General features: G+C 69.9%; 27 protein-coding genes. 17 read left to right on the top strand and 10 right to left on the bottom strand.

What is annotated here, in order from left to right:
- Positions 1 to 47: 47 nt before the first annotated feature.
- From pgl to tkt, 5 genes are read right to left on the bottom strand one after another with little or no spacing between them, the layout of a single operon-like run.
- On the bottom strand, positions 48 to 830 hold the full coding sequence (pgl, locus tag AB0M67_RS03280; RefSeq protein WP_365742086.1) for a 6-phosphogluconolactonase: 783 nt from the start codon (positions 828 to 830) through the stop codon (positions 48 to 50).
- Positions 827 to 1,867 carry a glucose-6-phosphate dehydrogenase assembly protein OpcA gene (gene opcA, locus AB0M67_RS03275; RefSeq protein WP_365742084.1) on the bottom strand — a complete coding sequence of 347 codons (1,041 nt, stop codon included), beginning with the start codon at positions 1,865 to 1,867 and terminating at the stop codon, positions 827 to 829. Before opcA ends, pgl begins: the two co-directional genes overlap by 4 nt.
- Positions 1,864 to 3,396, bottom strand: coding sequence for a glucose-6-phosphate dehydrogenase (gene zwf, locus AB0M67_RS03270; protein WP_365742082.1), 1,533 nt, complete (start codon positions 3,394 to 3,396; stop codon positions 1,864 to 1,866). Before zwf ends, opcA begins: the two co-directional genes overlap by 4 nt.
- A 4-nt stretch (positions 3,397 to 3,400) precedes the next feature.
- The gene (tal, locus tag AB0M67_RS03265; RefSeq protein WP_365742080.1) at positions 3,401 to 4,519 is read right to left on the bottom strand and encodes a transaldolase; all 1,119 of its coding nucleotides are present in this window, start codon (positions 4,517 to 4,519) and stop codon (positions 3,401 to 3,403) included.
- A 34-nt stretch (positions 4,520 to 4,553) separates the two neighbouring features.
- Positions 4,554 to 6,632: a transketolase gene (gene tkt, locus AB0M67_RS03260; RefSeq protein ID WP_365742078.1), complete on the bottom strand. Its 2,079-nt coding sequence runs from the start codon at positions 6,630 to 6,632 to the stop codon at positions 4,554 to 4,556.
- A 327-nt stretch (positions 6,633 to 6,959) separates the two neighbouring features.
- On the opposite strand from tkt, the gene AB0M67_RS03255 reads away from it, so the two are divergent.
- From AB0M67_RS03255 to AB0M67_RS03245, 3 genes are all read left to right on the top strand, one after another.
- On the top strand, positions 6,960 to 7,907 hold the full coding sequence (locus AB0M67_RS03255; RefSeq protein ID WP_365742076.1) for a heme o synthase: 948 nt from the start codon (positions 6,960 to 6,962) through the stop codon (positions 7,905 to 7,907).
- Positions 7,908 to 8,021: 114 nt separating this feature from the next.
- Entirely contained in the window at positions 8,022 to 8,396 is a 375-nt protein-coding gene (locus AB0M67_RS03250; protein WP_365742074.1) for a hypothetical protein, read from the top strand.
- Positions 8,397 to 8,505: 109 nt separating this feature from the next.
- Positions 8,506 to 9,624 carry an amidohydrolase gene (locus AB0M67_RS03245; RefSeq protein ID WP_365742072.1) on the top strand — a complete coding sequence of 373 codons (1,119 nt, stop codon included), beginning with the start codon at positions 8,506 to 8,508 and terminating at the stop codon, positions 9,622 to 9,624.
- Positions 9,625 to 9,734: 110 nt separating this feature from the next.
- Here AB0M67_RS03245 and AB0M67_RS03240 read toward each other — a convergent pair whose 3' ends face one another.
- From AB0M67_RS03240 to AB0M67_RS03230, 3 genes are all read right to left on the bottom strand, one after another.
- Positions 9,735 to 10,703, bottom strand: a complete 969-nt coding sequence (locus AB0M67_RS03240) for a COX15/CtaA family protein (protein ID WP_365742070.1) — start codon at positions 10,701 to 10,703, stop codon at positions 9,735 to 9,737.
- A gap of 87 nt (positions 10,704 to 10,790) precedes the next feature.
- Complete coding sequence (locus AB0M67_RS03235) at positions 10,791 to 11,603, bottom strand: ABC transporter permease (RefSeq protein WP_365742068.1); 813 nt, start codon at positions 11,601 to 11,603, stop codon at positions 10,791 to 10,793.
- Positions 11,600 to 12,583 carry an ABC transporter ATP-binding protein gene (locus tag AB0M67_RS03230; protein ID WP_365742066.1) on the bottom strand — a complete coding sequence of 328 codons (984 nt, stop codon included), beginning with the start codon at positions 12,581 to 12,583 and terminating at the stop codon, positions 11,600 to 11,602. The genes AB0M67_RS03235 and AB0M67_RS03230 overlap by 4 nt, the downstream gene beginning before the upstream one ends.
- A gap of 187 nt (positions 12,584 to 12,770) precedes the next feature.
- On the opposite strand from AB0M67_RS03230, the gene AB0M67_RS03225 reads away from it, so the two are divergent.
- From AB0M67_RS03225 to AB0M67_RS03190, 8 genes are all read left to right on the top strand, one after another.
- Positions 12,771 to 13,532 carry an ArsR family transcriptional regulator gene (locus tag AB0M67_RS03225; RefSeq protein WP_365742064.1) on the top strand — a complete coding sequence of 254 codons (762 nt, stop codon included), beginning with the start codon at positions 12,771 to 12,773 and terminating at the stop codon, positions 13,530 to 13,532.
- Positions 13,529 to 14,950 carry a Fe-S cluster assembly protein SufB gene (sufB, locus tag AB0M67_RS03220; protein WP_365742062.1) on the top strand — a complete coding sequence of 474 codons (1,422 nt, stop codon included), beginning with the start codon at positions 13,529 to 13,531 and terminating at the stop codon, positions 14,948 to 14,950. Before AB0M67_RS03225 ends, sufB begins: the two co-directional genes overlap by 4 nt.
- 76 nt (positions 14,951 to 15,026) lie before the next feature.
- Complete coding sequence (gene sufD / locus AB0M67_RS03215) at positions 15,027 to 16,208, top strand: Fe-S cluster assembly protein SufD (protein WP_365742060.1); 1,182 nt, start codon at positions 15,027 to 15,029, stop codon at positions 16,206 to 16,208.
- Positions 16,208 to 16,525, top strand: a complete 318-nt coding sequence (locus tag AB0M67_RS03210; RefSeq protein ID WP_365742058.1) for a bifunctional 3-phenylpropionate/cinnamic acid dioxygenase ferredoxin subunit — start codon at positions 16,208 to 16,210, stop codon at positions 16,523 to 16,525. The genes sufD and AB0M67_RS03210 overlap by 1 nt, the downstream gene beginning before the upstream one ends.
- Positions 16,526 to 16,532: 7 nt before the next feature.
- Positions 16,533 to 17,324, top strand: coding sequence for a Fe-S cluster assembly ATPase SufC (gene sufC, locus AB0M67_RS03205; protein WP_356517190.1), 792 nt, complete (start codon positions 16,533 to 16,535; stop codon positions 17,322 to 17,324).
- Positions 17,321 to 18,595, top strand: coding sequence for a cysteine desulfurase (locus AB0M67_RS03200; RefSeq protein ID WP_365742055.1), 1,275 nt, complete (start codon positions 17,321 to 17,323; stop codon positions 18,593 to 18,595). The genes sufC and AB0M67_RS03200 overlap by 4 nt, the downstream gene beginning before the upstream one ends.
- A gap of 23 nt (positions 18,596 to 18,618) precedes the next feature.
- Entirely contained in the window at positions 18,619 to 19,083 is a 465-nt protein-coding gene (gene sufU / locus AB0M67_RS03195) for a Fe-S cluster assembly sulfur transfer protein SufU (RefSeq protein ID WP_365742053.1), read from the top strand.
- Positions 19,080 to 19,418, top strand: coding sequence for a metal-sulfur cluster assembly factor (locus AB0M67_RS03190; protein ID WP_129769630.1), 339 nt, complete (start codon positions 19,080 to 19,082; stop codon positions 19,416 to 19,418). The genes sufU and AB0M67_RS03190 overlap by 4 nt, the downstream gene beginning before the upstream one ends.
- Positions 19,419 to 19,522: 104 nt before the next feature.
- Here the strand turns inward: AB0M67_RS03190 and AB0M67_RS03185 are convergent, their stop codons facing one another.
- Complete coding sequence (locus tag AB0M67_RS03185) at positions 19,523 to 20,656, bottom strand: hypothetical protein (protein WP_365742050.1); 1,134 nt, start codon at positions 20,654 to 20,656, stop codon at positions 19,523 to 19,525.
- Positions 20,657 to 20,763: 107 nt separating this feature from the next.
- Here AB0M67_RS03185 and AB0M67_RS03180 point away from each other — a divergent pair, with 107 nt between their 5' ends.
- From AB0M67_RS03180 to dapD, 3 genes are read left to right on the top strand one after another with little or no spacing between them, the layout of a single operon-like run.
- A complete protein-coding gene (locus AB0M67_RS03180) occupies positions 20,764 to 21,084 on the top strand; it encodes a multidrug efflux SMR transporter (RefSeq protein ID WP_365742048.1) in 321 nt (106 codons plus the stop codon).
- Positions 21,084 to 21,671 carry a TetR family transcriptional regulator gene (locus AB0M67_RS03175; protein ID WP_365742046.1) on the top strand — a complete coding sequence of 196 codons (588 nt, stop codon included), beginning with the start codon at positions 21,084 to 21,086 and terminating at the stop codon, positions 21,669 to 21,671. Before AB0M67_RS03180 ends, AB0M67_RS03175 begins: the two co-directional genes overlap by 1 nt.
- 9 nt (positions 21,672 to 21,680) lie before the next feature.
- Positions 21,681 to 22,679 (top strand): 2,3,4,5-tetrahydropyridine-2,6-dicarboxylate N-succinyltransferase, encoded by a 999-nt coding sequence (dapD, locus tag AB0M67_RS03170; RefSeq protein WP_365742044.1) that lies wholly within the window; start codon positions 21,681 to 21,683, stop codon positions 22,677 to 22,679.
- A gap of 31 nt (positions 22,680 to 22,710) precedes the next feature.
- Here the strand turns inward: dapD and dapA are convergent, their stop codons facing one another.
- Positions 22,711 to 23,616, bottom strand: a complete 906-nt coding sequence (gene dapA / locus AB0M67_RS03165) for a 4-hydroxy-tetrahydrodipicolinate synthase (protein ID WP_365742042.1) — start codon at positions 23,614 to 23,616, stop codon at positions 22,711 to 22,713.
- 145 nt (positions 23,617 to 23,761) lie between these two features.
- On the opposite strand from dapA, the gene AB0M67_RS03160 reads away from it, so the two are divergent.
- The 3 genes from AB0M67_RS03160 (at position 23,762) to AB0M67_RS03150 (ending at position 25,974) form a co-directional block, all read left to right on the top strand.
- Positions 23,762 to 24,418 carry a DUF4232 domain-containing protein gene (locus AB0M67_RS03160; protein WP_365742040.1) on the top strand — a complete coding sequence of 219 codons (657 nt, stop codon included), beginning with the start codon at positions 23,762 to 23,764 and terminating at the stop codon, positions 24,416 to 24,418.
- 109 nt (positions 24,419 to 24,527) lie between these two features.
- Positions 24,528 to 25,136, top strand: coding sequence for an SMI1/KNR4 family protein (locus AB0M67_RS03155; protein WP_365742038.1), 609 nt, complete (start codon positions 24,528 to 24,530; stop codon positions 25,134 to 25,136).
- 133 nt (positions 25,137 to 25,269) lie between these two features.
- A complete protein-coding gene (locus AB0M67_RS03150) occupies positions 25,270 to 25,974 on the top strand; it encodes an antibiotic biosynthesis monooxygenase (protein ID WP_365742035.1) in 705 nt (234 codons plus the stop codon).
- The last annotated feature ends 31 nt before the right edge of the window (positions 25,975 to 26,005 follow it).

Raw genomic sequence — 26,005 nt, 5'->3', positions numbered from 1 at the left:
CGAGGACGAGCCGGGCCGCGATGCGTATACGTGCCCCGCGGACCGGCCTACGCGGAAGCCGGCGGGTAGAGCGCGCGGGGCAGCTCCGAGGCCGCCGCCGCGTCCAGCAGCCACAGCGTACGGCCGCGGCCGTACGCCCCCGCCGCGGGCGCCTGGATCTCGCCCGCACCCGACAGGGCGATCTCCGCCGCCCTCGCCTTGTCCTCACCCGCCGCCAGCAGCCACACCTCGTGTGCCGCGCGGATCGCGGGCAGTGTGAGGGAGATACGGGTCGGCGGAGGCTTGGGAGCGCCATGCACGGCGACCACCGTGCGCTCGGTCTCCCGTACGCCCGGCAGCTCGGGGAAGAGCGAGGCCACATGCGTGTCGGGCCCGACCCCCAGCATCAGGACGTCGAAGGTCGGCACGGGCCCGTGATCCTCCGGGCGGGCCGCGGCGGCGAGTTCGGTGGCGTACGCGGCGGCCGCCGCCTCCACATCACTGCCGTACGGTCCGTCCGAGGCCGGCATCACATGCACCCGCGAGGGGTCGAGCGGCACCGAGTCGAGCAGTGCCTCCCGCGCCTGGGTGATATTCCGCTCCGGGTCGCCCTCCGGCAGGAACCGCTCGTCGCCCCACCACAGATCGAGCCGCGACCAGTCGACCGCGTCGCGCGCGGGCGCCGTGGCCAGCGCGGCCAGCAGGCCGTTGCCGTTGCGCCCGCCCGTCAGAACGACGGAGGCGGAGCCGCGGGCGGCCTGGGCGTCCACGATCTTCGTGATCAGCCGGGCCGCCGCGGCCTGGGCCATCAGCTCCTTGTCGCGGTGGACGACCAGCTGCGGAGCGCTCACTTCGACTCCGCCTTCTTGGGCATGGCGGCGGGCGTGGCGGTGGTGGCGTGCTTCGTACCGGCCGTACCGGCCGTACCGCCGTCACCCGCCGTCTTCGACGCCGGGCCCGCCACATCACTGAGCCGGTCCACGCCGAACCGCAGCGCCGACGCGTAGGTGTCGTCCGGATCCAGCCGGCGCAGCTCCTCGGCGATCAGCTCCGAGGTCTCCCGACGCTTCAGCGCCACCGCCCGGTCCGGCTGCCCCTGGATGGAGAGCGTCGCCAGCGAGCCGTCCGCGCGGTCCAGCTTGATCGGGCCGCAGGTCGTCTCCATCCGTACGGCCGTGAGACCGGGACCCTTGGAGACACTGCGCTTGACCGGTACGTGCAGCCGGTCCGCGAGCCACATCGCGAGCAGTTCGCAGCTCGGGTTGTGCTCCTCGCCCTCCACCTCCACCGCGGTGACATCGCAGGCCACCTGGTCCAGGGCTGCGGCGACCATCGAGCGCCAGGGCGTGATCCGGGTCCAGGCCAGATCCGTGTCGCCCGGGGTGTAGGCGTCGGCGCGCGCCGACAGCTCCGCCACCGGATTCTCGGCGGCGTATGTGTCGGTCACCCGGCGCTGTGCCAGCCTGCCCAGCGCGTCCTTGGCCGGGTTGACCGGCGCGCCCACCGGCCACCACACCACGACCGGGGCGTCGGGCAGCAGCAGCGGCAGGACCACCGACTGCGCGTGGTCCATCACCTCGCCGTACAGCCGCAGGACGACCGTCTCGCCGGTGCCCGCGTCCGCGCCCACCCGTACCTCGGCGTCGAGCCGGGCCTTGGCCCGGTCGCGCGGCGAGCGCGAGACGCGCTTGACGACGACCAGCTTCCGCGACGGGTGCTCGCGGGACGCCTCGTTGGCGGCCTTGAGCGCGTCGTACTGGTTCTCCTCGTCGGTGACGAGAACCAGCGTGAGGACCATGCCGACGGCGGGGGTGCCGATCGCCCTCCGCCCCTGCACCAGCGCCTTGTTGATCTTGCTCGACGTGGTGTCCGTAAGGTCGATCTTCATGGCCGGCGCCAGCTCCGTCCGTCTCGTGCGAGCATTTCGTCCGCCTCGACCGGACCCCAGGTCCCGGACTCGTACTGCGCGGGCTTGCCGTGCGTGTCCCAGAACTCCTCGATCGGGTCGAGGATCTTCCAGGACAGCTCGACCTCCTCCACGCGCGGGAAGAGATTCGAGTCGCCGAGCAGCACATCGAGGATGAGCCGTTCGTACGCCTCGGGGCTGGACTCCGTGAAGGACTCGCCGTACGCGAAGTCCATCGAGACGTCCCTGACCTCCATCGAGGTGCCGGGGACCTTCGAGCCGAATCGCATGGTCACGCCCTCGTCCGGCTGGACGCGGATGACCAGGGCGTTCTGCCCCAGCTCCTCCGTGGCCGTGTGGTCGAAGGGGGAGTGCGGCGCGCGCTGGAAGACCACCGCGATCTCGGTGACCCGGCGGCCGAGCCGCTTTCCGGTGCGGAGATAGAACGGGACGCCCGCCCAGCGGCGGTTGTCGATCTGCAGCTTCACCGCGGCATAGGTGTCGGTCTTCGACTTGGCGTCGATGCCGTCTTCCTGGAGATAGCCGACGGCCTTCTCGCCGCCCTGCCAGCCCGCGGCGTACTGCCCGCGCACCGTGCCCTCGCCGAGATCCTTCGGCAGCCGCACGGCGCCCAGCACCTTGGTCTTCTCCGCGGCCAGCGCGTCCGCGTCGAAGGAGGCGGGCTCCTCCATCGCGGTCAGCGCGAGCAGTTGGAGCAGATGGTTCTGGATCACGTCACGGGCGGCGCCGATACCGTCGTAGTAGCCGGCCCGGCCGCCGATACCGATGTCCTCGGCCATGGTGATCTGGACATGGTCGACATACGACCGATTCCAGATCGGCTCGAAGAGGGTGTTGGCGAACCGCAGCGCCAGGATGTTCTGGACGGTCTCCTTGCCCAGATAGTGGTCGATCCTGAAGACCTCGTTGGACGGGAAGACCTCGTGGACGACCTTGTTCAGATCCTGCGCGGAGGCCAGGTCGTGACCGAAGGGCTTCTCGATGACGGCGCGCCGCCAGGAGCCCTCCGTCTGGTCGGCCAGACCGTGCTTCTTGAGCTGCTGGACGACCTGCGGGAAGAACTTCGGCGGTACGGAGAGATAGAACGCGAAGTTGCCGCCCGTGCCCTGCGACTTGTCGAGATCGGCGATCGTCGCCTTCAGGTTCTCGAACGCGTCGTCGTCGCCGAAGTCGCCCTGGACGAAGCGCATCCCCTGGATGAGCTGCTGCCAGACCTCCTCCCGGAACGGCGTGCGCGCGTGCTCCTTTACGGCGTCGTGCACCTCCTTCGCGAAATCCTCGTCCCGCCACTCACGGCGTGCGAAGCCGACGAGCGAGAAGCCCGGCGGCAGCAGACCGCGGTTGGCCAGGTCGTAGATGGCGGGCATCAGCTTTTTTCGGGACAAATCGCCCGTGACGCCAAAGATGACCAGGCCCGACGGCCCCGCGATACGCGGGAGCCGTCGGTCCGCGGCGTCACGGAGCGGGTTCGCTCCGTGGGTTGCGGTCAAGGGATCAGCCCTCCGAAGGGGCGAGGCGCTTGAGCTCCGCCTCGGTCGACTTGAGCAGGTCGTTCCAGGAGGTCGCGAACTTCTCGACGCCCTCGTCCTCCAGCAGCTGGACGACCTCGTCGTACGAGATGCCCAGCTTCGCGACGGCTTCGAGGTCCGCGCGCGCCTGGTCATACGTACCGCGCACCGTGTCACCGGTGATCCGGCCGTGGTCCGCGGTGGCTTCGAGTGTGGCCTCGGGCATGGTGTTCACCGTGTGCGGGGCCACCAGCTCGTCGACATACAGCGTGTCCTTGTACGCCGGGTCCTTGACGCCGGTCGAGGCCCACAGCGGACGCTGCTTGTTGGCCTGAGCCCGGTCCAGGGCCGCCCAGCGCTCGGTGGCGAAGACCTCTTCGTACGCCTCGTACGCGAGCCGCGCGTTGGCCAGGGCCGCCTTGCCGCGGGCCTCCTTGGCCTCGGGCGTGCCCAGCGCGTCGAGCCGCTTGTCGATCTCGGTGTCCACACGGGACACGAAGAAGGACGCCACCGAGTAGATCTTGGACAGGTCCAGGCCGGCGGCCTGTGCCTTCTCCAGACCCGCGATGTAGGCGTCCATGACCTCGCGGTAGCGCTCCAGCGAGAAGATCAGCGTGACATTGACGCTGATGCCCCGGCCGATCGTCTCGGTGATCGCGGGCAGACCCGCCTTGGTCGCCGGGATCTTGATCAGCGTGTTCGGACGGTCCACCAGCCAGGCGAGCTGCTTGGCCTCGGCGATGGTCGCCTTCGTGTTGTGCGCCAGCCGCGGGTCCACCTCGATGGAGACCCGGCCGTCCTGGCCCTGCGTCGCGTCGAAGACCGGACGCAGGATGTCGGCGGCGTCCCGGACGTCCGCCGTGGTGATCATACGGATGGCTTCTTCGACGGTGACCTTGCGAGCGGCGAGGTCGGTCAGCTGGGTGTCGTACCCGTCGCCTCCCGAGATCGCCTTCTGGAAGATCGACGGGTTGGTGGTGACGCCCACCACGTGCTGCTGATCGAGCAGTTCGGCCAGGTTGCCGGACGTGATCCGCTTGCGCGAGAGGTCGTCGAGCCAGATCGCGACGCCTTCGTCGGAGAGGCGCTTGAGTGCGTCTGTCATGAGAGTTGCATCTCCTACTGTTCGTATAAAGGCGTCAGCGCGCCGAAGCCGCCAGAGATTCCCGTGCCGCCGCGGCCACCGCGTCCGCGGTGAAGCCGAACTCGCGGAAGAGGACCTTGCCGTCGGCCGAAGCGCCGAAGTGCTCCAGCGAGACGATGCGTCCGGCCTCGCCCACGAAGCGGTGCCACGTGAGGCCGATACCGGCCTCGACCGCCACCCGCGCCTTGACGGCGGGCGGCAGAACGCTGTCCTTGTACTCCTGGTCCTGCTCGTCGAACCACTCGACCGACGGCATCGAGACCACCCGGGTGGGGATACCGGCGGACTGGAGCTGCTCACGCGCCTCGACGGCCAGCTGCACCTCGGAGCCGGTGCCGATCAGTACGACCTGGGGAGCGCCGCCCTCGGCCTCGAACAGGACGTAACCGCCCTTGGCCGCCTCGTCGTTGGCCTCGTACGTCGGCACACCCTGGCGGGTCAGCGCCAGACCGTGCGGAGCGCCCTTGTCGTGCCGCTTGAGGATCTCGCGCCAGGCGATCGCCGTCTCGTTGGCGTCGGCGGGGCGGACGATGTTCAGACCGGGGATGGCCCGCAGCGCGGAGAGGTGCTCGACCGGCTGATGGGTCGGACCGTCCTCGCCGAGACCGATCGAGTCATGGGTCCAGACATAGGTGACCGGCACCCGCATCAGCGCGGCGAGCCGCACGGCCGGGCGCATGTAGTCGGAGAACACCAGGAAAGTGCCGCCGTAGATACGGGTGTTGCCGTGCAGCGCGATGCCGTTCATGGTCGAACCCATGGCGTGCTCGCGGATGCCGTAGTGCACCGTGCGGCCGTACGGGTCGGCCTCCGGCAGGGGGTTGCCCACCGGGAGGAACGACGACGTCTTGTCGATGGTGGTGTTGTTCGAACCCGCGAGGTCGGCGGAGCCGCCCCACAGTTCGGGGATGACCTCACCGAGCGCCTGGAGCACCTTGCCGGACGCGGCACGCGTCGCGACGGACTTGCCGGTCTCGAAGGCGGGGAGCTTCTCCTCCCAGCCCGCGGGCAGTTCGCCTGCCCTGACCCGGTCGAACGTCGCCGCGCGCTCCGGGTTGGCGGTGCGCCAGGCGGCGAAGGTCTTCTCCCACTCGGTACGCGCCTCACGGCCGCGGTCGAGCGCTTCGCGGGTGTGCGCGAGCACGTCGGCGGAGACGTCGAAGGACTTCTCCGGGTCGAAACCGAGCACCTTCTTGGTGGCGGCGACCTCTTCGTCGCCGAGCGCGGAGCCGTGCGCCGCCTCGGTGTTCTGCGCGTGCGGGGCGGGCCACGCGATGATCGAGCGGGCCGCGATGAACGAGGGACGCCCGGTCTCCGCCCGCGCCGCCTTCAGGGCGTCGTACAGCCCCTGCGGGTCGAGGTCGCCGTTGGGCAGCTGCTCGACGCGCTGCACATGCCAGCCGTACGCCTCGTACCGCTTGAGGGTGTCCTCGGAGACCGCGGTCTCCGTGTCGCCCTCGATGGAGATGTGGTTGTCGTCCCAGAGCAGGACCAGATTGCCCAGCTTCTGATGGCCGGCCAGCGAGGACGCCTCGGCCGAGATGCCCTCCTGGAGGCAGCCGTCACCGGCGATCGCCCAGATGGTGTGGTCGAACGGAGAGGTGCCGGGCGCGGCCTCCGGGTCGTACAGACCGCGCTCGTACCGGGCGGCCATCGCCATGCCCACCGCGTTCGCGACACCCTGTCCGAGCGGGCCGGTGGTGGTCTCCACACCGACGGTGTGCCCGTACTCCGGGTGGCCCGGGGTCTTCGAACCCCAGGTACGGAAGGACTCCAGGTCTTCGAGCTCCACTCCGTATCCGGCCAGGTAGAGCTGGATGTACAGAGTCAGGGAGGAGTGGCCCGCCGAGAGGATGAACCTGTCTCGGCCGGTCCACTGCGCGTCGGCGGGATCGTGCCGCATGAGCTTCTGGAAGAGCACATACGCGGCGGGGGCCAGGCTCATGGCCGTACCCGGATGGCCGTTGCCGACCTTCTGTACGGAATCCATGGCCAGGACGCGGGCGGTGTCGACTGCCCGGCGGTCCGATTCGGTCCACTCGACGAGGTCTGTGGTGGTCGGCTTGGTGCTCACCCTGAGTCAGGGCTCCTCTCCACATGATCGAATTCCGGTGTCTGAGGGCGCACCGGTTCGCTGTCGAGCCTACCCGCAGCGACAGTCATCTTTCCGAGCGTGTTTCCAGGGTGCGGTGCGCCCGGAGAGTTCGCCTCCCGGCGTTCCGGAGTTCACCGTCAGGCAGGTCGCGGGGACCGTTCCGGGAGGGTGTTTCCGCGCGGTCCCGTGCGACGGACCCCCGCGGAGATCGGCGTATGGGCAACGTCTAGAGTGGCGTGGTACGCGCAAGTCTTTACCGGGCCTTCACGCTCGGAGCTTGCTGGGATTTCTCTGTCAGGGGTGTGCGTGACGGCCGTCGAGTCCCGACCCGCAGGGGTCGCCTTGACTCCGAGCTCGGGCGGCCATCGGCCGTTCGGCGCCCGCGTCAAGGCATTCGTGCTGCTGACCAAGCCACGGATCATCGAACTGCTGCTCATCACCACCATTCCGGTGATGTTCCTGGCCGCGCAAGGCGTGCCGGATCTTTGGCTGGTGGTCACCACCTGTGTCGGCGGCTATCTCTCCGCCGGTGGCGCCAACGCGTTGAACATGTACATCGACCGCGACATCGACGCCCTGATGGACCGTACGTCGCAGCGTCCCCTGGTCACCGGCATGGTCTCGCCGCGCGAGGGGCTGGTGTTCGGTCTGACGCTGACCCTGGTCTCGACCCTCTGGTTCGGACTTCTGGTCAACTGGCTGTCCGCGGGCCTCGCCCTGGGTGCGCTGCTCTTCTACGTCATCGTCTACACGATGATCCTCAAGCGCCGTACCTCGCAGAACATCGTCTGGGGCGGTATCGCGGGCTGTATGCCGGTGCTGATCGGCTGGTCGTCGGTCACCAATTCGGTGTCCTGGGCCGCCGTCATCCTCTTCCTCGTCATGTTCTTCTGGACGCCGCCGCACTACTGGCCGCTCTCCATGAAGGTGAAGGACGACTACGCGCGCGTGGGCGTCCCGATGCTCCCGGTCGTCGCGAGCAACCAGGTCGTGGCCCGTCAGATCGTCCTCTACAGCTGGGTGATGGTCGCGGTCTCGCTGCTGCTGACCCCCCTGGGGTACACGGGCTGGTTCTATACGACGGTCGCCCTGGTGTCCGGCGGTTACTGGCTCTGGGAGGCGCACGGACTCCAGTCGCGCGCCAAGGCCGGCGAGACGGGCGCCAAGCTCAAGGAGATGCGGCTGTTCCACTGGTCCATCACCTATGTGTCGCTGGTCTTCGTGGCCGTGGCCGTGGATCCCTTCCTGCGCTGAGGCGCTCCTGGGCCCAGCTGAGGCGTTTTCGCTCCACCGACAGGTGGGGCGCGTGGTCAAGGCCACGCGCCCCACCCGTCGTCGGTTGAGCTACCCGTGGGTAGCATCCCGTTCATGGCAGAGACCCAGCAGACAGAGCAGAGCGCCGACCCCGACGAGGCCAGGGCCCTGGCCCGGCGGGAGGCGCGCGACGAGCGCAGGGCCGCCCGGCTGGCGAAGCGGATCGGCGCCTTCGCCCGACGGCACGGCGGCGCCGAGGGGCAGCTCGCGTATCTCGGACAGGCCGGTACGCGCATCGTGCTGGTCGGCGCGGACGGCGGCTGGGGCGATCTCGTCGCCCCCTCGCACGCCATCGCGAGCGGCGCCGCCGAGAAGGCGGGGCTGACGCTGCACGAGTCCTTCGACGGCGAGTTCGCCGCCAAGGTGCGCACGGGACCGTACGAATGGAAGCGGATGGCCGGACTCCAGCTCGGTGGCCGCGAGGTCTGAGAGCCCGGGCCGGACCGACGTACTCCTCCAGTGCCCCTCCCGGCAGGCGCCACCCGGGCGCGAGTTACCCGTTAGGACAGTAGGAGTACGGTCCACGACGGGAAACCCGATGATCGAAACAGCGTCCCTGGTGGACCAGTACTGCCACGGAGTGCACCGTACGGAGCTGGGCCTCGCCACCTTCGAGGCCCAGCTCGGCGCGACGGCGCGCGCGCCCGCGCCCGGCACCACGTTCTTCGACACCCAGACCGGGTTCGCCGTCCGGCGCTGGTGCCCGCCGCTGCTCGACCTGGAACCGCACTGCCCGCCCGCCCGCTATCTCGCCCGCCGCCGGGAGCTGGGCGTACTCGAAACCGGACGCCGGCTGCTGCGCTCCACCGGGATCTCCACCTATCTGGTGGACACCGGACTGCCCGGTGATCTGACCGGGCCCGCCGAGATGGCCGCGACGGGCGCGGCCGAGGCCCGGGAGATCGTCCGGCTGGAACCGCTGGCCGAACGGGTCGCGGATGTCTCAGGAGGAGCCGGCACCTTCCTGGCCGGTCTCGCCGAATCCGTGCACGCCGCGGCGGACTCGGCCGTCGCCTTCAGCTCCGTCGCCGGGGCCAGGACCGGCCTCGCCGTCTCGCCCGAGCCGCCGGGACCGGGGGAGGTACGGGGCGCCGCGGGGCGCTGGCTGGCCGGGCGCCGGGCCGGCGACCCGCTCACGGACTCCGTACTGCTGCGCCATCTGCTCTGGACGGCGGTCGGCTCGGGGCTGCCGCTTCAACTGCACACGTGCGGCGCCACCGACACGTATCCACCGGAGAGCCACGCCGACCCCGGGGCGCTCACCGGCTTCGCGGCGGCCACGGCCGGGCTCGGTACCGATCTCGTCCTGCTGAACGGCTATCCGCACCACCGGCACGCGGCCCAGCTGACGAGCGTCTTCCCGCATGTGTACGCGGACCTGGGGCCCGTACTCGCGCGGACCGGGGCCGGAGCCGCGTCCGTACTCGCGGAGATCCTGGAGCTCGCGCCGTTCGGGAAGCTGCTGTTCTCCAGCGGCGCGCGCGGGCTGCCCGAGCTGCATGTGGTGGGCGCCCAGGTGTTCCGGGAGGCGCTGGAGCGGGTCCTCGGCGGCTGGGTGGGCGACGGCGCGTGGGCGTTACGGGACGCCCAGCGCGTCGCCCGGATGATCGCGGCCGGCAACGCCCACCGGCTCTACGGGCTGCCGGACGCTCCGTAGCCGTGTCTCCGGTCGCGCCGCTCGGACCGCCGACGCGCTCGGACCGCCGACGTCGCTCGGACCGCCGACGTCGCTCGGACCGCCGACGTCGCTCGGACCGCCGACGTCGCTCAGACCACCGACAGTGTGGGGTCCGACTGCGCGGGGATCTCCGTCGCCGTCCGCGGGCGCTCGCGCAGGCTCATCGACAGCCGCAGTACGGCGATCAGCACCAGGCAGGAGCCCAACATATGGGTGCCGACCAGGACTTCGGGGAGGTCGGTGAAGAACTGCACATAGCCGATGGCGCCTTGCGCGAGCAGCACCAGCAGCAGTTCGCGGGCGCGCGCCCGGGTGTCGGCCGGGGCGTCCACCACTCGCAGCACCAGCCACATCGCCACCGCCAGCGCGCAGACGATCCAGGCGAACACCGCGTGCACATGGGCGGCGGTGGCCCAGTCGAACGGCATCCTGGGCACATCGCTGCTGTCACCGGCGTGCGGGCCCGAGCCCGTCACCGCCGTACCCGCCGCGATCAGCACCACGGCGGCGCCCACCAGCGCCCAGGACAGCTTGCGCACCGGGCGCGGGACACGTGGCCGGGGGGCGCCGTCGCCCTCGCGGGTACGCAGCCAGGTCAGGGTGGTGACGGTGAGCAGGATGTTGGCGAGGAAGAAGTGCCCCGCGACGGTCCACGGGTTGAGGTCCATCCACACCGTGATCCCGCCGATCACGGCGTTGCCCATCACGATCCAGAACTGCGACCAGGCGAGCCGGGTCAGCCCCCGCCGCCGCGGCTTGGTGGAGCGCGCCGCGATGATCGTCCAGCCGACCGCCGCGCACAGCACATAGGTCAGCATGCGGTTGCCGAACTCGATCGCGCCGTGCAGACCTTGCTCGGGTGTGGCGAAGAGACTGTCGTCCGTGCACTTCGGCCAGGTGTCACAGCCGAGGCCCGAACCGGTCAGCCGGACAGCGCCGCCGGTGACGACGATGACCACGCTCATCACGACGGCGGTGAGCGCGGCGCGCTGGAGCACACGGGGTGAGGGCGTCCAGCGCTGGGCGATATACGCGAGGGGGGTCAACACGGCCACCATCGTAGGACGGAGCTTGTGCAGCTTTTCACGAGGGGTACGTAAGCCGCTTCCGGGCGGTCCCGGCCACCCGCTCCGGCCTGCTCCCGGCTACTCCCAGCGGAAGAACGCGCCCGCCGCGCCGAGGCCGAGCGCGGCCCAGACGGCGAGTATCCCGAGGTCGCCCCACGGCAGCGCGGCGCCGTGCTGGAGCACCTCGCGCAGTCCGTCGGAGAGCGCCGATATCGGCAGGAGCCCCAGCACGGAGCGCGCCGCGTCCGGGAACTCGTCCAGCGGCACGATCACCCCGCCGCCCACCAGGAGCAGCAGGAAGACCAGGTTCGCGGCGGCCAGTGTCGCCTCGGCCCTGAGCGTGCCGGCCATCAGCAGCCCGAGCCCGGAGAATGCGGCCGTGCCCAGCACGAGCAGCGGCAGAACGGCGAACGGGCTGCCCTCGGGGGACCAGCCGAGCCCGAACGCGATCACGGTCAGCAGCACGATCTGGAGCACTTCGGTGACCAGTACGGAGAGCGTCTTGGCGGTCATCAGTGCCCAGCGCGGCAGCGGGGACACCGCGAGCCGCTTGAGCACCCCGTACCGCCGCTCGAAACCGGTGGCGATGGCCTGGCCGGTGAACGCCGTGGACATCACGGCCAGCGCGAGCACGCCCGGGGCCAGGAAGTCCACCGCCTTGTCCGCGCCCGTGTCGATGATGTCGACCGTCGAGAAGAGCACCAGCAGCAGCGACGGGATGATCACGGTCAGCAGCAGCTGCTCGCCGTTGCGCAGCAGCAGTTTCGTCTCGAACGCCGTCTGTGCCGCGATCATGCGTGCCAGCGGGGCCGCGCCGGGCGCGGGGGCGTAGGTGCCGCTGCCGCGCGTACCGGCGCCGCGCGCACCCGTACCGCTCGTGCTGGTGCTCATGAACGCAGCTCCTTGCCGGTCAGTTCGAGGAAGACGTCCTCCAGCGTGTGCCGCTCCACGGAGATCCCGTCCGCCAGCACGCCGTGCTGCGCGCACCACGAGGCGACTGTCGCGAGCAGCTGTGGATCGACCCCGCCGGTGATCCGGTACACCCCCGAGGACAGCTCGTCGGCGGTGGTGCCGTCCGGCAGCGCCTTGAGCAGGGAGTCGAGGTCGAGCCCGGGGCGCCCGGTGAAGCGCAGGGTGTTCTCCGCGCCGCCGCGGCACAGCTCCTCGGGGCTGCCCTGGGCGATGACCCGGCCCGCGTCGATGATCACCACATCGTCGGCCAGCTCCTCGGCCTCGTCCATGAAGTGCGTGGTCAGCACCACTCCCACCCCGTCGGAGCGCAGCTCGCGTACGAGATCCCAGGTGGAGCGGCGGGCCTGCGGGTCGAGACCGGCGGTCGGCTCGTCGAGGAAGACCAGCTCGGGGCGGCCGACGACGGCCAGGGCCAGCGCGAGCCGCTGCTGCTGGCCGCCGGAGAGCCGCCGGTAGGTGGTACGGCCGCAGCCGCCGAGGCCGAGCCGTTCGATCAGCGCGTCCACATCGAGCGGGCGGGCGTGCAAGCGGGCCATGTGGCGGAGCATCTCGTCGGCGCGCGCGCCGGAGTACACACCGCCGGACTGGAGCATCACGCCGATGCGCGGGCGCAGCCGGGCGGCGTCCGCGACGGGGTCCAGACCCAGGACCCGTACGGTCCCGGCGTCCGGCGCGCGGTACCCCTCGCAGATCTCGACCGTGGTGGTCTTGCCGGCTCCATTGGGGCCGAGGACGGCGGTGACCGTACCGGCGCCGACCGCGAGATCCAGGCCGTCCACCGCGGTCTTGGCCCCGTACCGCTTGACCAGGCCCCGTACCTCGACGACCGGCTCTCCGGTGGTCCGGCCCGCGGCGGAGCCGCTTTCGGGCAGACGGTCACCCGGGAAGTCGCTGTACATGCCGGGAAGTCTAGGCAGCCGGGAAGGGCCTCAATCCCGCGGGGGCGAAACGGCGGTTCCACGCCATCCAGGGCCCGGCTTCCGGGGTGGGGCCCTTCCGGTTAGGTAACCCTTAGTGATCAAGCGCACCGGAAGTCGGCTTCCACCTCGGTTGTCAGGGCCGGATGAATTACGCAACAATGGCGTTGTGAAATACGTTGGCGAGGCTTCCCAGGAGGAACTCGCGACCGGCGAGCACTCCACTCGCAACCGGGTCGCGCGCTCCATCCTGGACCACGGCCCGTCCACCGTCTCCGAGCTGGCGGGACGTCTCGGGCTCACTCAGGCGGCCGTACGCCGCCATCTTGACGCACTGGCGGCCGACTCCGTGGTGGAACCCCGTGACCAGCGGGTCTACGGCTCACGCGGGCGCGGCAGGCCGGCCAAGGTGTTCGCCCTGACGGACTGCGGCCGGGACGCCTTCGATCAGTCCTACGACCAGCTCGCCGCCGACGCCCTGCGCTGGATCGCCGCCGCCGCCGGCGGTGGTGAGCGGGGCGAGGCGGCCGTCGCCGCCTTCGCGCGCGCCCGTATCGCCGGCCAGTCCGAGAGCTACCGGCAGGCGGTCGAGTCCGCCGAGCCGGAGAAGCGTACGGAGGCACTCGCCGAGGCGCTGAGCACCGACGGGTACGCTGCTACGGCGCGTAGCGCGCCGAACCGACAGGGCGAGCAGCTCTGCCAGCACCACTGCCCGGTCGCGCATGTCGCCGAGCAGTTCCCCCAGCTGTGCGAGGCGGAGACGGAGTTCTTCTCCCAGCTGCTCGGGACCCATGTGCAGCGGCTGGCCACCATCGCCCATGGCGACGGGGTCTGCACGACCTTCATTCCGCGCGCCACGCAACACCCACAGCACCCCACACAGACCACTCATCACGCTTCTGAAAGCACAGCCGGGAGGAACCCCGCATGACGCTCCCCACGGAGACTGCCCACCCTGAGCTTGAGGGCCTGGGCACGTACGAATTCGGCTGGGCCGACTCCGACGCCGCAGGCGCCACCGCCAAGCGCGGGCTGTCCGAGGCCGTCGTCCGCGACATCTCGGAGAAGAAGAACGAGCCCGAGTGGATGCTGAAGCTGCGGCTCAAGGGTCTGCGCCTGTTCGACAAGAAGCCCATGCCCAACTGGGGCTCGGATCTGTCGGGCATCGACTTCGACAACATCAAGTACTTCGTGCGCTCCACCGAGAAGCAGGCGGCTTCCTGGGAGGAACTGCCGGAGGACATCAAGAACACGTACGACAAGCTCGGCATCCCGGAGGCGGAGAAGCAGCGCCTTGTCGCCGGTGTCGCGGCCCAGTACGAGTCCGAGGTCGTCTACCACCAGATCCGTGAGGACCTGGAGGAGCAGGGCGTCATCTTCCTGGACACGGACACCGCGCTGAAGGAGCACCCGGAGCTCTTCCAGGAGTACTTCGGCACGGTCATCCCGGTCGGCGACAACAAGTTCGCCTCGCTGAACTCGGCCGTGTGGTCCGGCGGATCGTTCATCTACGTGCCGAAGGGTGTGCACGTCGACATCCCGCTCCAGGCCTACTTCCGTATCAACACGGAGAACATGGGCCAGTTCGAGCGGACGCTGATCATCGTCGACGAGGACGCCTACGTCCACTACGTCGAGGGCTGTACCGCCCCGATCTACTCCTCGGACTCGCTGCACAGCGCCGTGGTCGAGATCATCGTCAAGAAGGGCGGTCGCTGCCGCTACACGACGATCCAGAACTGGTCGAACAACGTCTACAACCTGGTCACCAAGCGCGCCGTGGCCTACGAGGGCGCGACCATGGAGTGGGTCGACGGCAACATCGGCTCCAAGGTCACCATGAAGTACCCGGCCGTCTACCTGATGGGCGAGCACGCCAAGGGCGAGACCCTGTCCATCGCCTTCGCGGGCGAGGGCCAGCACCAGGACGCCGGCGCCAAGATGGTCCACATGGCCCCGCACACCTCGTCGAACATCGTCTCCAAGTCGGTGGCGCGCGGTGGCGGCCGTACCTCCTACCGCGGTCTGATCGAGATCGGCGAGGGCGCCGAGGGCTCCAAGTCCAATGTGCTCTGTGACGCGCTGCTGGTGGACACCATCTCGCGCTCCGACACCTACCCCTACGTGGACGTCCGCGAGGACGACGTGTCCATGGGCCACGAGGCGACCGTCTCCAAGGTCTCCGAGGACCAGCTCTTCTATCTGATGAGCCGCGGTCTCTCCGAGTTCGAGGCCATGGCCATGATCGTCCGCGGCTTCGTGGAGCCGATCGCCAAGGAGCTGCCCATGGAGTACGCGCTGGAGCTCAACCGGCTGATCGAGCTGCAGATGGAGGGCTCCGTCGGCTGACCGCCGCCAGGCCCCGCCCGACCAGCAGCGCCCGTAATCCCTTACGCAGAGGCAGAGAGAGAGCACGACGACAGCCATGGCTGAGGCTCAGAACATTCCGGCGGGTTCCACGACCGCCGGTTCGATCGCGGTGGCCGCCGAGTCGACCGTCGCCACGCGCATGAGCGCGCCCCCCTCCTACGACGTGGCGGACTTCCCCGTCCCGCACGGCCGCGAGGAGGAGTGGCGGTTCACGCCGCTGGAACGGCTGCGCGGTCTGCACGACGGCACCGCCGTCGCGCAGGACGGCGGCGTCACGGTCGAGGTGACCGCCACCGAGGGCGTCATCGTCGAGACCGTCGGCCGTGACGACGCGCGGATCGGCAAGGCCGGGATCCCGGTGGACCGGGTCGCCGCCCAGGCGTACTCCTCGTTCGAGAAGGCCTCGGTCGTCTCGGTGCCCAAGGAGACCGTGGTGAGCGAGCCGATCCGGATCGCCGTCCACGGCGAGGGCGGGGTCTCGTACGGTCACCAGATCATCGAGCTGGGAGCCTTCGCCGAGGCGGTCGTGGTCATCGACCACACCGGCGACGGAGTGCTCGCCGCCAATGTCGACTTCCTCATCGGGGACGGCGCCAAGCTGACCGTCGTCTCCGTGCAGGACTGGGACGACAAGTCCGTCCATGTCGCCCAGCACAACGCGCTGGTCGGCCGCGACGCCTCGTTCAAGTCGGTCGTGGTCACCTTCGGCGGCGATCTCGTACGGCTCCAGCCGCATGTGAAGTACGCGGGCACCGGCGGTGAGGCCGAGCTGTTCGGTCTCTACTTCACCGACCGCGGCCAGCACCAGGAGCACCGTCTCTTCGTCGACCACAACGTCCCGCACTGCAAGTCCAACGCGGCCTACAAGGGCGCGCTCCAGGGCACGGACGCGCACGCCGTCTGGATCGGTGACGTACTCATCCGCGCCGCGGCCGAGGGCACCGACACCTATGAGATGAACCGGAACCTGGTCCTCACGGACGGCGCCCGGGTCGACTCGGTGCCGAACCTGGAGATCGAGACCGGCGAGATCGCCGGCGCCGGGCACGCCTCCGCCACCGGCCGGTTCGACGACGAGCAGCTCTTCTATCTGATGGCCCGCGGTATCCCGGAGACCGAGGCCCGCCGGCTGGTGGTCCGCGGCTTCTTCGCCGAGCTGGTCCAGAAGATCGGCCTGCCGGATGTCGAGGAACGTCTGATGGCCTCGATCGAGGCGGAGCTGGAGGCGTCAGTCTGATGGCCTACGTCCGAGTCTGTGGGCTGGGCGAGCTGGCGGAGGACACCCCGAAGAGGGTGGAACTCGACGGCACGCCCGTCTCCCTCGTCCGTACCGGGGGCGAGGTGTTCGCGATCAACGACATCTGCTCGCACGCGAACGTGTCCCTCTCGGAGGGCGAGGTCGAGGACTGCATGATCGAATGCTGGCTGCACGGCTCCAGCTTCGACCTCCGTACCGGAAAGCCGTCCGGCCTGCCCGCGACGCGCCCGGTCCCCGTATACCCCGTAAAGATCGAAGGGGACGATGTGCTCGTCTCCGTCACCCAGGAGTCCTGAGTCACCCATGGCAACGCTTGAAATCCACGACCTGCACGTCTCCGTCGAAGCGGAGAACGGCCCCCGCGAGATCCTCAAAGGCGTCGACCTGACCGTCAAGCAGGGCGAGACCCACGCCATCATGGGCCCCAACGGCTCCGGCAAGTCGACCCTCGCGTACTCCCTCGCGGGCCACCCCAAGTACACGATCACCGGTGGCACCGTGACCCTGGACGGCGAGGACGTCCTGGAGATGACCGTGGACGAGCGCGCCCGCGCCGGCCTCTTCCTCGCCATGCAGTACCCGGTCGAGGTCCCCGGTGTCTCGGTCTCCAACTTCCTGCGCACCTCCGCCACCGCCGTGCGCGGCGAGGCCCCCAAGCTGCGCACCTGGGTGAAGGAGGTCCGGGAGACCATGGAGCGTCTCCAGATGGACCCGTCCTTCGCCGAGCGCAATCTGAACGAGGGCTTCTCCGGCGGCGAGAAGAAGCGGCACGAGATCCTTCAGCTCGAACTGCTCAAGCCCAAGATCGCGATCCTCGACGAGACCGACTCCGGCCTCGACGTCGACGCGCTGCGCGTCGTCTCCGAGGGCGTCAACCGCGTCCGCGAGAGCGGCGAGGTCGGCACGCTGCTGATCACGCACTACACGCGGATTCTCCGTTACATCAAGCCCGACTTCGTGCATGTCTTCGCACAGGGCCGGATCGCCGAGTCCGGCGGTGCGGAGCTGGCGGACAAGCTGGAGAACGAGGGCTACGAGGCATACGCGAAGGGCGGCCCCGTGAGCGGGGTGAACTCGGAGGAGGATGTCGCGTGACACAGCTGCCGGGCCTTCTCACACCATCGGACCGTCTGCTCGACGAGGCGATCCGTAAGGATTTCCCGATCCTCGACCGGGTGATCCACGACGGCAAGAAGCTCGTGTACCTGGACTCCGCGGCGACCTCGCAGAAGCCGCGCCAGGTGCTCGACGCGCTCAACGCGTACTACGAGCGGCACAACGCGAATGTCCACCGCGGCGTGTACACCATCGCCGAGGAGGCCACGGCGCTGTACGAGGGCGCCCGTGACAAGGTCGCCGCTTTCATCAACGCGCCGAGCCGTGACGAGGTGATCTTCACCAAGAACGCCTCCGAGTCGCTCAACCTCGTGGCGAACATGCTCGGCTGGGCGGACGAGCCCTACCGGGTGGACCACGAGACCGAGATCGTCATCACGGAGATGGAGCACCACTCCAACATCGTGCCGTGGCAGCTGCTCTCGCAGCGCACGGGCGCGAAGCTGAAGTGGTTCGGCATCACCGACGAGGGCCGGCTCGATCTGTCCAACATCGACGAGATCATCACGGAGAAGACGAAGATCGTCTCCTTTGTACTGGTCTCCAACATCCTGGGCACCCAGAACCCGGTCGAGAAGATCATCCGGCGCGCGCAGGAGGTCGGCGCGCTGGTCTGCGTCGACGCCTCCCAGGCGGCGCCGCACCAGGTACTCGACGTACAGGCGCTCCAGGCCGACTTCGTCGCCTTCACCGGCCACAAGATGGTCGGCCCGACCGGGATCGGCGTGCTCTGGGGCCGCCAGGAGCTGCTGGAGGACCTGCCGCCGTTCCTGGGCGGCGGCGAGATGATCGAGACCGTGTCGATGCACTCGTCGACCTACGCCCCGGCGCCGCACAAGTTCGAGGCGGGTACGCCCCCGATCGCCCAGGCCGTCGGCCTCGGCGCGGCCGTGGACTATCTCACCGCGATCGGCATGGACAAGATCGCCGCGCATGAGCACGCCATCACCGAGTACGCGGTGAAGCGGCTGCTTGAGGTCCCCGACCTGCGGATCATCGGCCCGGAGACGGCCGAGGACCGTGGCGCCACGATCTCCTTCACGCTCGGCGACATCCACCCCCACGATGTGGGCCAGGTCCTCGACGAACAGGGCATCGCGGTCCGGGTCGGCCACCACTGCGCGCGCCCGGTCTGCCTGCGGTACGGAATTCCCGCGACCACGCGAGCGTCTTTCTATCTGTACTCCACTCCGGCCGAGGTCGACGCTCTGGCCGAAGGGCTTGAGCACGTCCGTAACTTCTTCGGATGAGGACCTGAGGGGCAGGGCAGTTCGTGAAGCTGGATTCGATGTACCAGGACGTCATCCTGGACCACTACAAGCACCCGCACGGGCGCGGTCTCCGGGACGGCGATGCCGAGGTGTACCACGTCAATCCGACGTGTGGTGACGAGATCACGCTGCGTGTGCGGTACGAGGGTTCGCGGATCGCGGATGTGTCGTACGAGGGCCAGGGCTGCTCGATCAGCCAGGCCAGCGCATCCGTACTGAACGACCTCCTCGTCGGCAAGGAGCTGGCCGAGGCACAGAAGATCCAGGGCACCTTCCTGGAGCTGATGCAGTCGAAGGGTCAGCTCGAACCCGACGACGCGATGGAAGAGGTGCTGGAGGACGCGGTCGCGTTCGCCGGCGTCTCGAAATACCCCGCCCGCGTGAAGTGCGCGCTGCTGAGCTGGATGGCGTGGAAGGACGCGACGGCCCAGGCCCTGGGCGACAGCGCGACGAAGGAGACGGCATGAGCGAGAACGAGACCCTGACGATCAAGCCGGCCTCGGAGGACGAGGTCCGCGAGGCGCTGTACGACGTCGTCGACCCCGAGCTGGGCATCGATGTCGTCAACCTCGGTCTGATCTACGGCATTCATATCGACGATTCCAATATCGCCACCCTGGACATGACCCTGACCTCGGCGGCGTGTCCGCTGACCGATGTGATCGAGGACCAGGCGAAGGCGGCGACGGACGGCATCGTCAACGAACTCAAGATCAACTGGGTCTGGATGCCGCCGTGGGGTCCTGACAAGATCACCGACGATGGCCGCGAGCAGCTGCGCGCGCTGGGCTTCAACGTCTGAGCGTCGGACCGTGCGAGAGGGCCCCGTGATCCCGGCCGGATCATGGGGCCCTCTCGTGTCTCCACGGGACTTGGGACTTACTCGTGGGGCGTCCGGGCAGGCCGCTAGGCCGGTGCAGCGGCGGCCTCGGCGAGGGTGGGGGCCAGATTCTCCGTGCGGATGCGCCGGTCGACGTAGAGGAGGTTCAGCACCAGCTGGGGGAAGGTCGTCGTGATGAACTGCATGATCAGCTGGGCGACCATGAACAGCACCAGATAGCCGCTCACGGCCACCAGGATCTGACCGGCTGTCGGGTCGCCGCCGAGGGTGGACGGGGTCAGCAGGCTCCCGACGGCCGTCAGCGCGTTGACCAGCTGCTGGAGGACGAGACCCGCGAGGGCCGCCATGGCGAAGGCCAGCAGTGAGATGCCGCAGATCCGCCACCAGGCACCCCGTACCAGCTCGGCCGAGCGGCGCAGGGACGCGAGCGGGCCACGGGATTCGATGACGGCGACCGCCGGGGCCAGGCTGAGGCGGACCCAGAGCCAGACCGCCGGCGGGACGAGCGCCAGGGCGCCAAGGAAGCCGAGCGGGATCAGCCAGAAGAGATGGCCGGGGGAGCCGTCCATGGTGATGTAGGTGATCAGCGTGGCGACGAAGCCCAGGAGGAGCAGCGCCCCCGGCAGGACGGCGATCAGCCCGCTGAGGAGGACGGCGCCCAGGACCGCGGGGAACCGGGCGAGGGCCCGGCGCCAGACCGCGCCGAAGGTGGTCGGGCGGCCCAGGACGGCGCTCTGGACGACCGAGGGGCAGGCGGCCTGGACGAACGCGTTGGCGGTCGGCAGCACCAGCATGCCGAAGAGCCAGACACAGCCGAACGCGATCAGCAGCGGCCGGACCTCGGCCCAGGACGGATCCGCGCCCCGCGGAGTGTCGATGACCGCGCGGAGCCGGTCGCCGACGATGGCGTAGGCGACGGCCAGCGCGATCGCGACGACTGCCGTGGCCGCGCCGTACACCACCGCGGCCACCCCGAACAGCTGCTTCCAGTAGCGGCCCATCGTGGCGAACGCGCCGTTGAGTATCTCGCCCAGGCCGAGCGGGCCGAGGGGTATCACCCCGGGCTTGGGGGGTGACGGGGGAGGCGTCCAGCCGCCCCAGCCGTAGGGCCCGCTCCCGTACGGCCCGCTTCCGTGCGGCCCGCCGGGACCGCCTCCGTACCCGCCACCGCCGCCCCACCCCGTCGTGCCGTGCGCCACCGCTCTGCTCCGCTCCCCGTCGCTCCGATCCGGACGGCACACCGTAACCGGTGGGTGTGAGCAGCGGGTATGTACGGCCGTACGCATCGATGTGTACTCTCGTACGCATGGGATACGGACTGCTGGCCGCGGCGATCGCGGCGGAGGTGGCCGCCACGTCGGCCATGAAGTACAGCGAGGGCTTCACCCGGCTGTGGCCCTCGCTGGTGACCGTGGTGGGCTATGTCATCGCCTTCGCGCTGCTCGCGCAGACCCTCAAGACCATCTCCATCGGCACCGCCTACGCGATCTGGGCCGGCGTCGGCACGGCCGCCATCGCCGCCATCGGCATGGTCTTCATGAACGAGTCGATGGCGCCGACGAAGCTGCTCGGTATCGCCCTCGTGATCGCGGGCGTCGTCGTGCTCAACCTCGGAGGAGCCCACTGATGACCCGTCGTTACGACCCCGAACGGCGCCAGCGGATCATCGACGCCGCGATCCGGGTGGTCGGGCGCGGTGGTATCGCCGGACTGAGCCATCGCACCGTCGCCGCCGAGGCCGATGTGCCGCTCGGCTCCACCACGTACCACTTCGCCTCGCTCGACGAACTGCTGATCGCCGCGCTGCGGCAGACCAACGAGAGCTTCGCGGCGGCCGTGCGGGAGAGCGGCGCTCTCGCGGATCCGGGGTGCGACATCGCCGGTGAGCTGGCCCGGATCACCGGGGAGTGGCTGGCCGGGGACCGTACCGGGGTGGCGCTGGAGTACGAGCTGTATCTCGCGGCGCTGCGGCGGCCCGCGCTGCGCCCGGTCGCCGGGGAGTGGTGCGCCGCGCTCGGGGACGAGGTGACCAGGCGCACCGATCCCGACACCGCGCGGGCGGTGGTCGCGCTGCTGGACGGGATCTGTCTTCACGTGCTGCTCACGGACGCGGTGTACGACGTCGAGAACACCCGCGCGATGCTGACGCGGCTGATCCCTTCCCCGCGCCCGTCACCTGGGACCGGTTCGCCCGCGCCCCGCCGGGACCGTTAAGTTCGGAGCATGACCGACACGTCTTCCCCCAGTTCCCCCCGCACCACCGGCGCCGTCGCCGCCGGCCTCGCCACCCTCACCGAGGACGGCACCGTCCTCGACACCTGGTTCCCCGCCCCCGCGCTCGCCGCCGAGCCCGGACCGGCCGGCACCGAGCGGCTGACCGCCGAGCGGGCCGTGGAACTGCTCGGAGAAGGCGCGGCCAAGGCGATCGGCCCCGACGCCCGTCGCGGGGTCGAGATCGTCGCCGTCCGTACGGTCATCACCTCGCTCGACGACAAGCCGCTGGACACGCACGACGTATATCTGCGGCTGCATCTGCTCAGCCACCGGCTGGTCCAGCCGCACGGCCAGAGCCTGGACGGCATCTTCGGTCTGCTCGCCAATGTCGCCTGGACCTCGCTCGGCCCGGTCGCCGTCGACACGCTGGAGACCGTACGGCTCAACGCCCGTGCCGAGGGGCTGCACCTCCAGGTGACCTCGGTCGACAAGTTCCCGCGGATGACCGACTACGTCGCCCCCAAGGGGGTCAGGATCGCCGACGCGGACCGTGTACGGCTCGGCGCGCATCTCGCCGAGGGCACCACCGTGATGCACGAGGGCTTCGTCAACTTCAACGCGGGCACCCTCGGTACCTCCATGGTCGAGGGCCGGATCTCGGCGGGCGTCGTCATCGGTGACGGCTCGGACATCGGCGGCGGCGCCTCCACCATGGGCACCCTCTCCGGTGGCGGCAAGGAGCGCATCGTGATCGGCGAGCGCTGCCTGATCGGCGCCGAGGCGGGCATCGGGATCGCGCTGGGCGACGAGTGTGTCGTGGAGGCGGGGCTCTATGTCACGGCCGGTACGCGCGTCACGCTGCCCGACGGCCAGATCGTCAAGGCCCGTGAGCTGTCCGGTGCGAGCAATATCCTCTTCCGCCGCAACTCGGTCACCGGCGCCGTCGAGGCCCGCCCGAACAACGCGGTCTGGGACGGTCTGAACGAGGTGCTCCACAGCCACAACTGACCCAGCCCCACGGCTGGTCGGTACCCGCTGATCACAGCGGCGCGGCGGTGGCTCCGACAAGCTCTCCGTACGCCTTCAGCAGCCCGTCGGCCGTCTCCCGGCCGGCGGGCCGCAGCGGTTCACGCACCGGTCCGCCCGGCCGGCCGAGCGCGCCGAGCAGCGCCTTCGCGGTGACCGTACCGGGCAGCCCCGAGGCCATCATCAACTCGGCCAGGGGAAGCGTGAGTTGGTTGAGCCGTACGGACTCGGTGACCGCGCCCGCGTCATACGCGTCGAGCGCGGCGCGCAGCGGGCGGGGCGCGGCGTTGGCGACCGTACTGACGAATCCCGCGGCGCCGACCGCGTACAGCGGCAGATTCAGCTCCTCGCAGCCGGAGTAGTACGCGAGCGAGGTGCGGGCGATCACTGTGGAGCTGCCGAGCAGGTCGTACGCGCAGTCCTTCACGGCGACGACGCGTGGGTGCGCGGCGAGGCGGAGCAGCGTCGAGGGCTCGACACGGGTGCCGGTGCGGCCCGGGATGTCGTACAGCATCAGCGGGATGCCCGACGCGTCGGCGATCCGCAGGAAATGCGCCTCCACGGCGGACTGCGGCGGGCGGCTGTAGTACGGGGTGACCACCAACAGGCCGTCGGCTCCGGCCTCTTCGGCCGCCCGCGCGAGGGCGAGGGTATGCCGGGTGTCCGCGCTGCCGACGCCCGCGACGACGGCCGCCCGACCGCCCACCTCGTCGCACACCGCGCGCACGAGAGCGGTCTTCTCGGCGTCCGTGGTGGTGGGCGACTCCCCGGTGGTGCCGTTCAGCACCAGCCCGTCGCACCCCTCGGCCACCAGCCGGCCGGCGAGTTCGCGGGCGCCGGGCAGATCCAGCTCTCCCTCGGCGGTGAAGGGCGTGACCATCGCGCAGAGGGCGCGGCCGAAGGGGCGAGGAGTGCTCATACCGGCAGTGTCCGCCGAGCGACTGTGAAGGTCTACTTAGATCTGCTTCGGGTGAGGATGAAGCACCACTAAAGAGCAGTGGTCCCGGGCCGTCTGGCATGATCGGCGAGTGCCCCGCAGTGGGCCGGGCGGGGGAGGAAATCGTATGGCACGGGTACGCCGAACGGCCGCGCTGATGGCGGGCTCGCTGGCCGTGATGGCGGGAGCGACCGGATGCTCCGACATCCAGAACGAGATCGACGCCGCGCGGGGCGCGGGCGCGGGGACGCCGGCCGCGACGGCTTCCGAGCCGTCGGCGGCGCTGCCGAGCGAGCCGCCCGCCGGCCGGCCCGAGGGCCCCGAGCGGGTGGACGCCACCGGTCCCGGCCGCTGTCTCGCCTCGGGTGTGGCCGTCAGCCATGGCGAGGTGGACGCCGCCATGGGGATCCGGGCCGTATCGATCGTCCTGCGGAACTGCGGGACCAAGCCCTACCGCGTCAACGGCTACCCGGAGATCGGCGTCCTGGACGAGGACCGCGAGCCGGTCGGCCTGAAGCTGGTCCAGGGGAACGAGAGCACGGGCGCCGCCGACGACCAGGGCCCGCGCGAACTGACGATGGAGCCCGGGGAGTCCGTGGAGTCGGTATTGCAGTGGAACAACCGGATCACCGAGTCCGGGGCCCACTCGACCGGCGCCCACGTGGTCGTCGCGGCGGCGCCTGGCGAGGAACGCGACACATTCCCGCTGCTCGTCGACATCGGCACGGACGCCGAACTGCGGGTCACCGCGTGGGCGGCCGGGCGGACCGCGGACCCGTCGTGAACGGACGGGCGAGGAGCCCGTACATCGGCATCGAAGATTGACCGGCGGTCCGTTCGGAATGGCGTGCTTCGGGGTAGCAGAGGCCGGACTGTCAGTGGGTACTGGTGCAATGGAGGACATGGAGGGCATGGAGAGCATGGACACCGAGAACGCCGACCAGGGCGACGCCGACGGGGGCGAACTCGACGCGTTGCGCGCCGCCTTCCCGTCGGAGCGCTGCCTGCCGCCGCTGGGCTGGGACGGGGTACGCGCCTTCGAGAGCGCGCACGGCATCGTCCTGCCCGAGCCGTACCGCACGCTGGTCGCGGAGATATGTGACGGCTGCAGCGACGGGCCCGCCGATATCGACGGGCTGATACCTCTGGCGGCGCTGCCCGCCGACTGGGGATGCGACCAGACACAGCGGGATCTCGCGAAGCCGTTCCCGCTCACCGAGGCCTGGGTGTGGGAGGACGACCCCCGTCCGTACGAGGAGATAGAGCCGCTCATCGACGAGGTCTACAACTACGGGAGCGTGGTGCTGGGCACGGACGGCTGCGGCATGTACTGGCATCTGGTCGTCAGCGGCGCGCACCGGGGGCGGATCTGGAACATCAGCGATGTGGGCGCGGCGCCGTTCGGGGTGGCCTTCGGACACACCACCGCGGAAGAGGGGTTCGCGGGCTGGGTGGCGCACTGGGCCACCACGCGCCGGCCGTGGTTCGACGTCGTGGTCTGACGGGGTGACGGGGTGACGGGGTGACGAGGCGGCGGCTCGGCGGGGCCACGGCTTGTTGACCTCAACCGCACTTCATATTTGAGCATGGTGGTCACGGGTGCACCGCGGGGGTGCGCCACAAGGAGGTTCCACCATGTCCGTGCGCCTCAGCACCGTGCCGGAGATCACCCGCCCCGGCGTGGGGCTCGTCCTCATCAGCACCTGGCGCGTCGGCACGCCCGAGCGGCAACGGGCCACGGTCGACGCCATCAGCCGGGCCTGGCGGAGCAGGGAGTGGCCGGACGTCGGGCTGCTCTCCTACAGCGTCTCCACCGGAAACGACGGAGACACCCTGCGGCACTACTCGCAGTGGCGCGACCGGGAGGCGTACGACGCGTTCGCGCGCACCTTCCGGAACGAGCGCAACGCCGAGATCGACGCCGCCGTGCCCGGGATCGAGCGCGTGGGGCTGCGCTCGTACGAGCTGTACCGCAGCGGGGCCCTGGCGGAGGCGGAAACCCGGGTGCCCGGCTGCGTCGTGCTCGTGGAGGTGGAGTTCGAGGGGCCCGACACCGACCGTCAGAAGGGCTGGGTCGACGCGGTCTTCGAGGCTCTCGGTACCGACCCGGCCACGCCCCCCGGCGGGATCTCCGCACACTTCCATCTCAGCACCGACGGCACGCGCGTACTCAACTACGCGGAGTGGGAGAGCGAGCAGGCGCATATCGACGCCCTCAACGCCCCGGGGAACGGGGTCGGTTCGGCCACCGAGCAGTGGAAGCGGGTGCAGTCCTATCCCGGGGTGAAGGACAGCACGGTGACGTGGTACACCCCCGCGATCAGCCTCAGCGGAGGGTGAGCGCGGCGGCGCCGAGTGCGGTGGCCCGGCC

Source organism: Streptomyces sp. NPDC051662 (assembly GCF_040681655.1).
Taxonomy (GTDB): domain Bacteria; phylum Actinomycetota; class Actinomycetes; order Streptomycetales; family Streptomycetaceae; genus Streptomyces.
This window is presented reverse-complemented; position numbering and strand designations above follow the sequence as displayed.

Bases quoted from the DNA above. Each gene is read 5' to 3' on its own strand.
- sufD (WP_365742060.1), top strand. From the start codon at position 15,027: ATGGCTGAGGCTCAGAACATTCCGGCGGGTTCCACGACCGCCGGTTCG.
- sufC (WP_356517190.1), top strand. From the start codon at position 16,533: ATGGCAACGCTTGAAATCCACGACCTGCACGTCTCCGTCGAAGCGGAG.
- tal (WP_365742080.1), bottom strand. From the start codon at position 4,519: ATGACAGACGCACTCAAGCGCCTCTCCGACGAAGGCGTCGCGATCTGG.
- sufB (WP_365742062.1), top strand. From the start codon at position 13,529: ATGACGCTCCCCACGGAGACTGCCCACCCTGAGCTTGAGGGCCTGGGC.
- AB0M67_RS03240 (WP_365742070.1), bottom strand. From the start codon at position 10,703: ATGGTGGCCGTGTTGACCCCCCTCGCGTATATCGCCCAGCGCTGGACG.
- dapD (WP_365742044.1), top strand. From the start codon at position 21,681: ATGACCGACACGTCTTCCCCCAGTTCCCCCCGCACCACCGGCGCCGTC.
- AB0M67_RS03190 (WP_129769630.1), top strand. From the start codon at position 19,080: ATGAGCGAGAACGAGACCCTGACGATCAAGCCGGCCTCGGAGGACGAG.
- AB0M67_RS03235 (WP_365742068.1), bottom strand. From the start codon at position 11,603: ATGAGCACCAGCACGAGCGGTACGGGTGCGCGCGGCGCCGGTACGCGC.
- AB0M67_RS03210 (WP_365742058.1), top strand. From the start codon at position 16,208: ATGGCCTACGTCCGAGTCTGTGGGCTGGGCGAGCTGGCGGAGGACACC.
- AB0M67_RS03150 (WP_365742035.1), top strand. From the start codon at position 25,270: ATGTCCGTGCGCCTCAGCACCGTGCCGGAGATCACCCGCCCCGGCGTG.
- AB0M67_RS03230 (WP_365742066.1), bottom strand. From the start codon at position 12,583: ATGTACAGCGACTTCCCGGGTGACCGTCTGCCCGAAAGCGGCTCCGCC.
- AB0M67_RS03175 (WP_365742046.1), top strand. From the start codon at position 21,084: ATGACCCGTCGTTACGACCCCGAACGGCGCCAGCGGATCATCGACGCC.
- AB0M67_RS03250 (WP_365742074.1), top strand. From the start codon at position 8,022: ATGGCAGAGACCCAGCAGACAGAGCAGAGCGCCGACCCCGACGAGGCC.
- AB0M67_RS03180 (WP_365742048.1), top strand. From the start codon at position 20,764: ATGGGATACGGACTGCTGGCCGCGGCGATCGCGGCGGAGGTGGCCGCC.
- opcA (WP_365742084.1), bottom strand. From the start codon at position 1,867: ATGAAGATCGACCTTACGGACACCACGTCGAGCAAGATCAACAAGGCG.
- AB0M67_RS03155 (WP_365742038.1), top strand. From the start codon at position 24,528: ATGGAGGACATGGAGGGCATGGAGAGCATGGACACCGAGAACGCCGAC.
- AB0M67_RS03160 (WP_365742040.1), top strand. From the start codon at position 23,762: ATGGCACGGGTACGCCGAACGGCCGCGCTGATGGCGGGCTCGCTGGCC.
- AB0M67_RS03245 (WP_365742072.1), top strand. From the start codon at position 8,506: ATGATCGAAACAGCGTCCCTGGTGGACCAGTACTGCCACGGAGTGCAC.
- dapA (WP_365742042.1), bottom strand. From the start codon at position 23,616: ATGAGCACTCCTCGCCCCTTCGGCCGCGCCCTCTGCGCGATGGTCACG.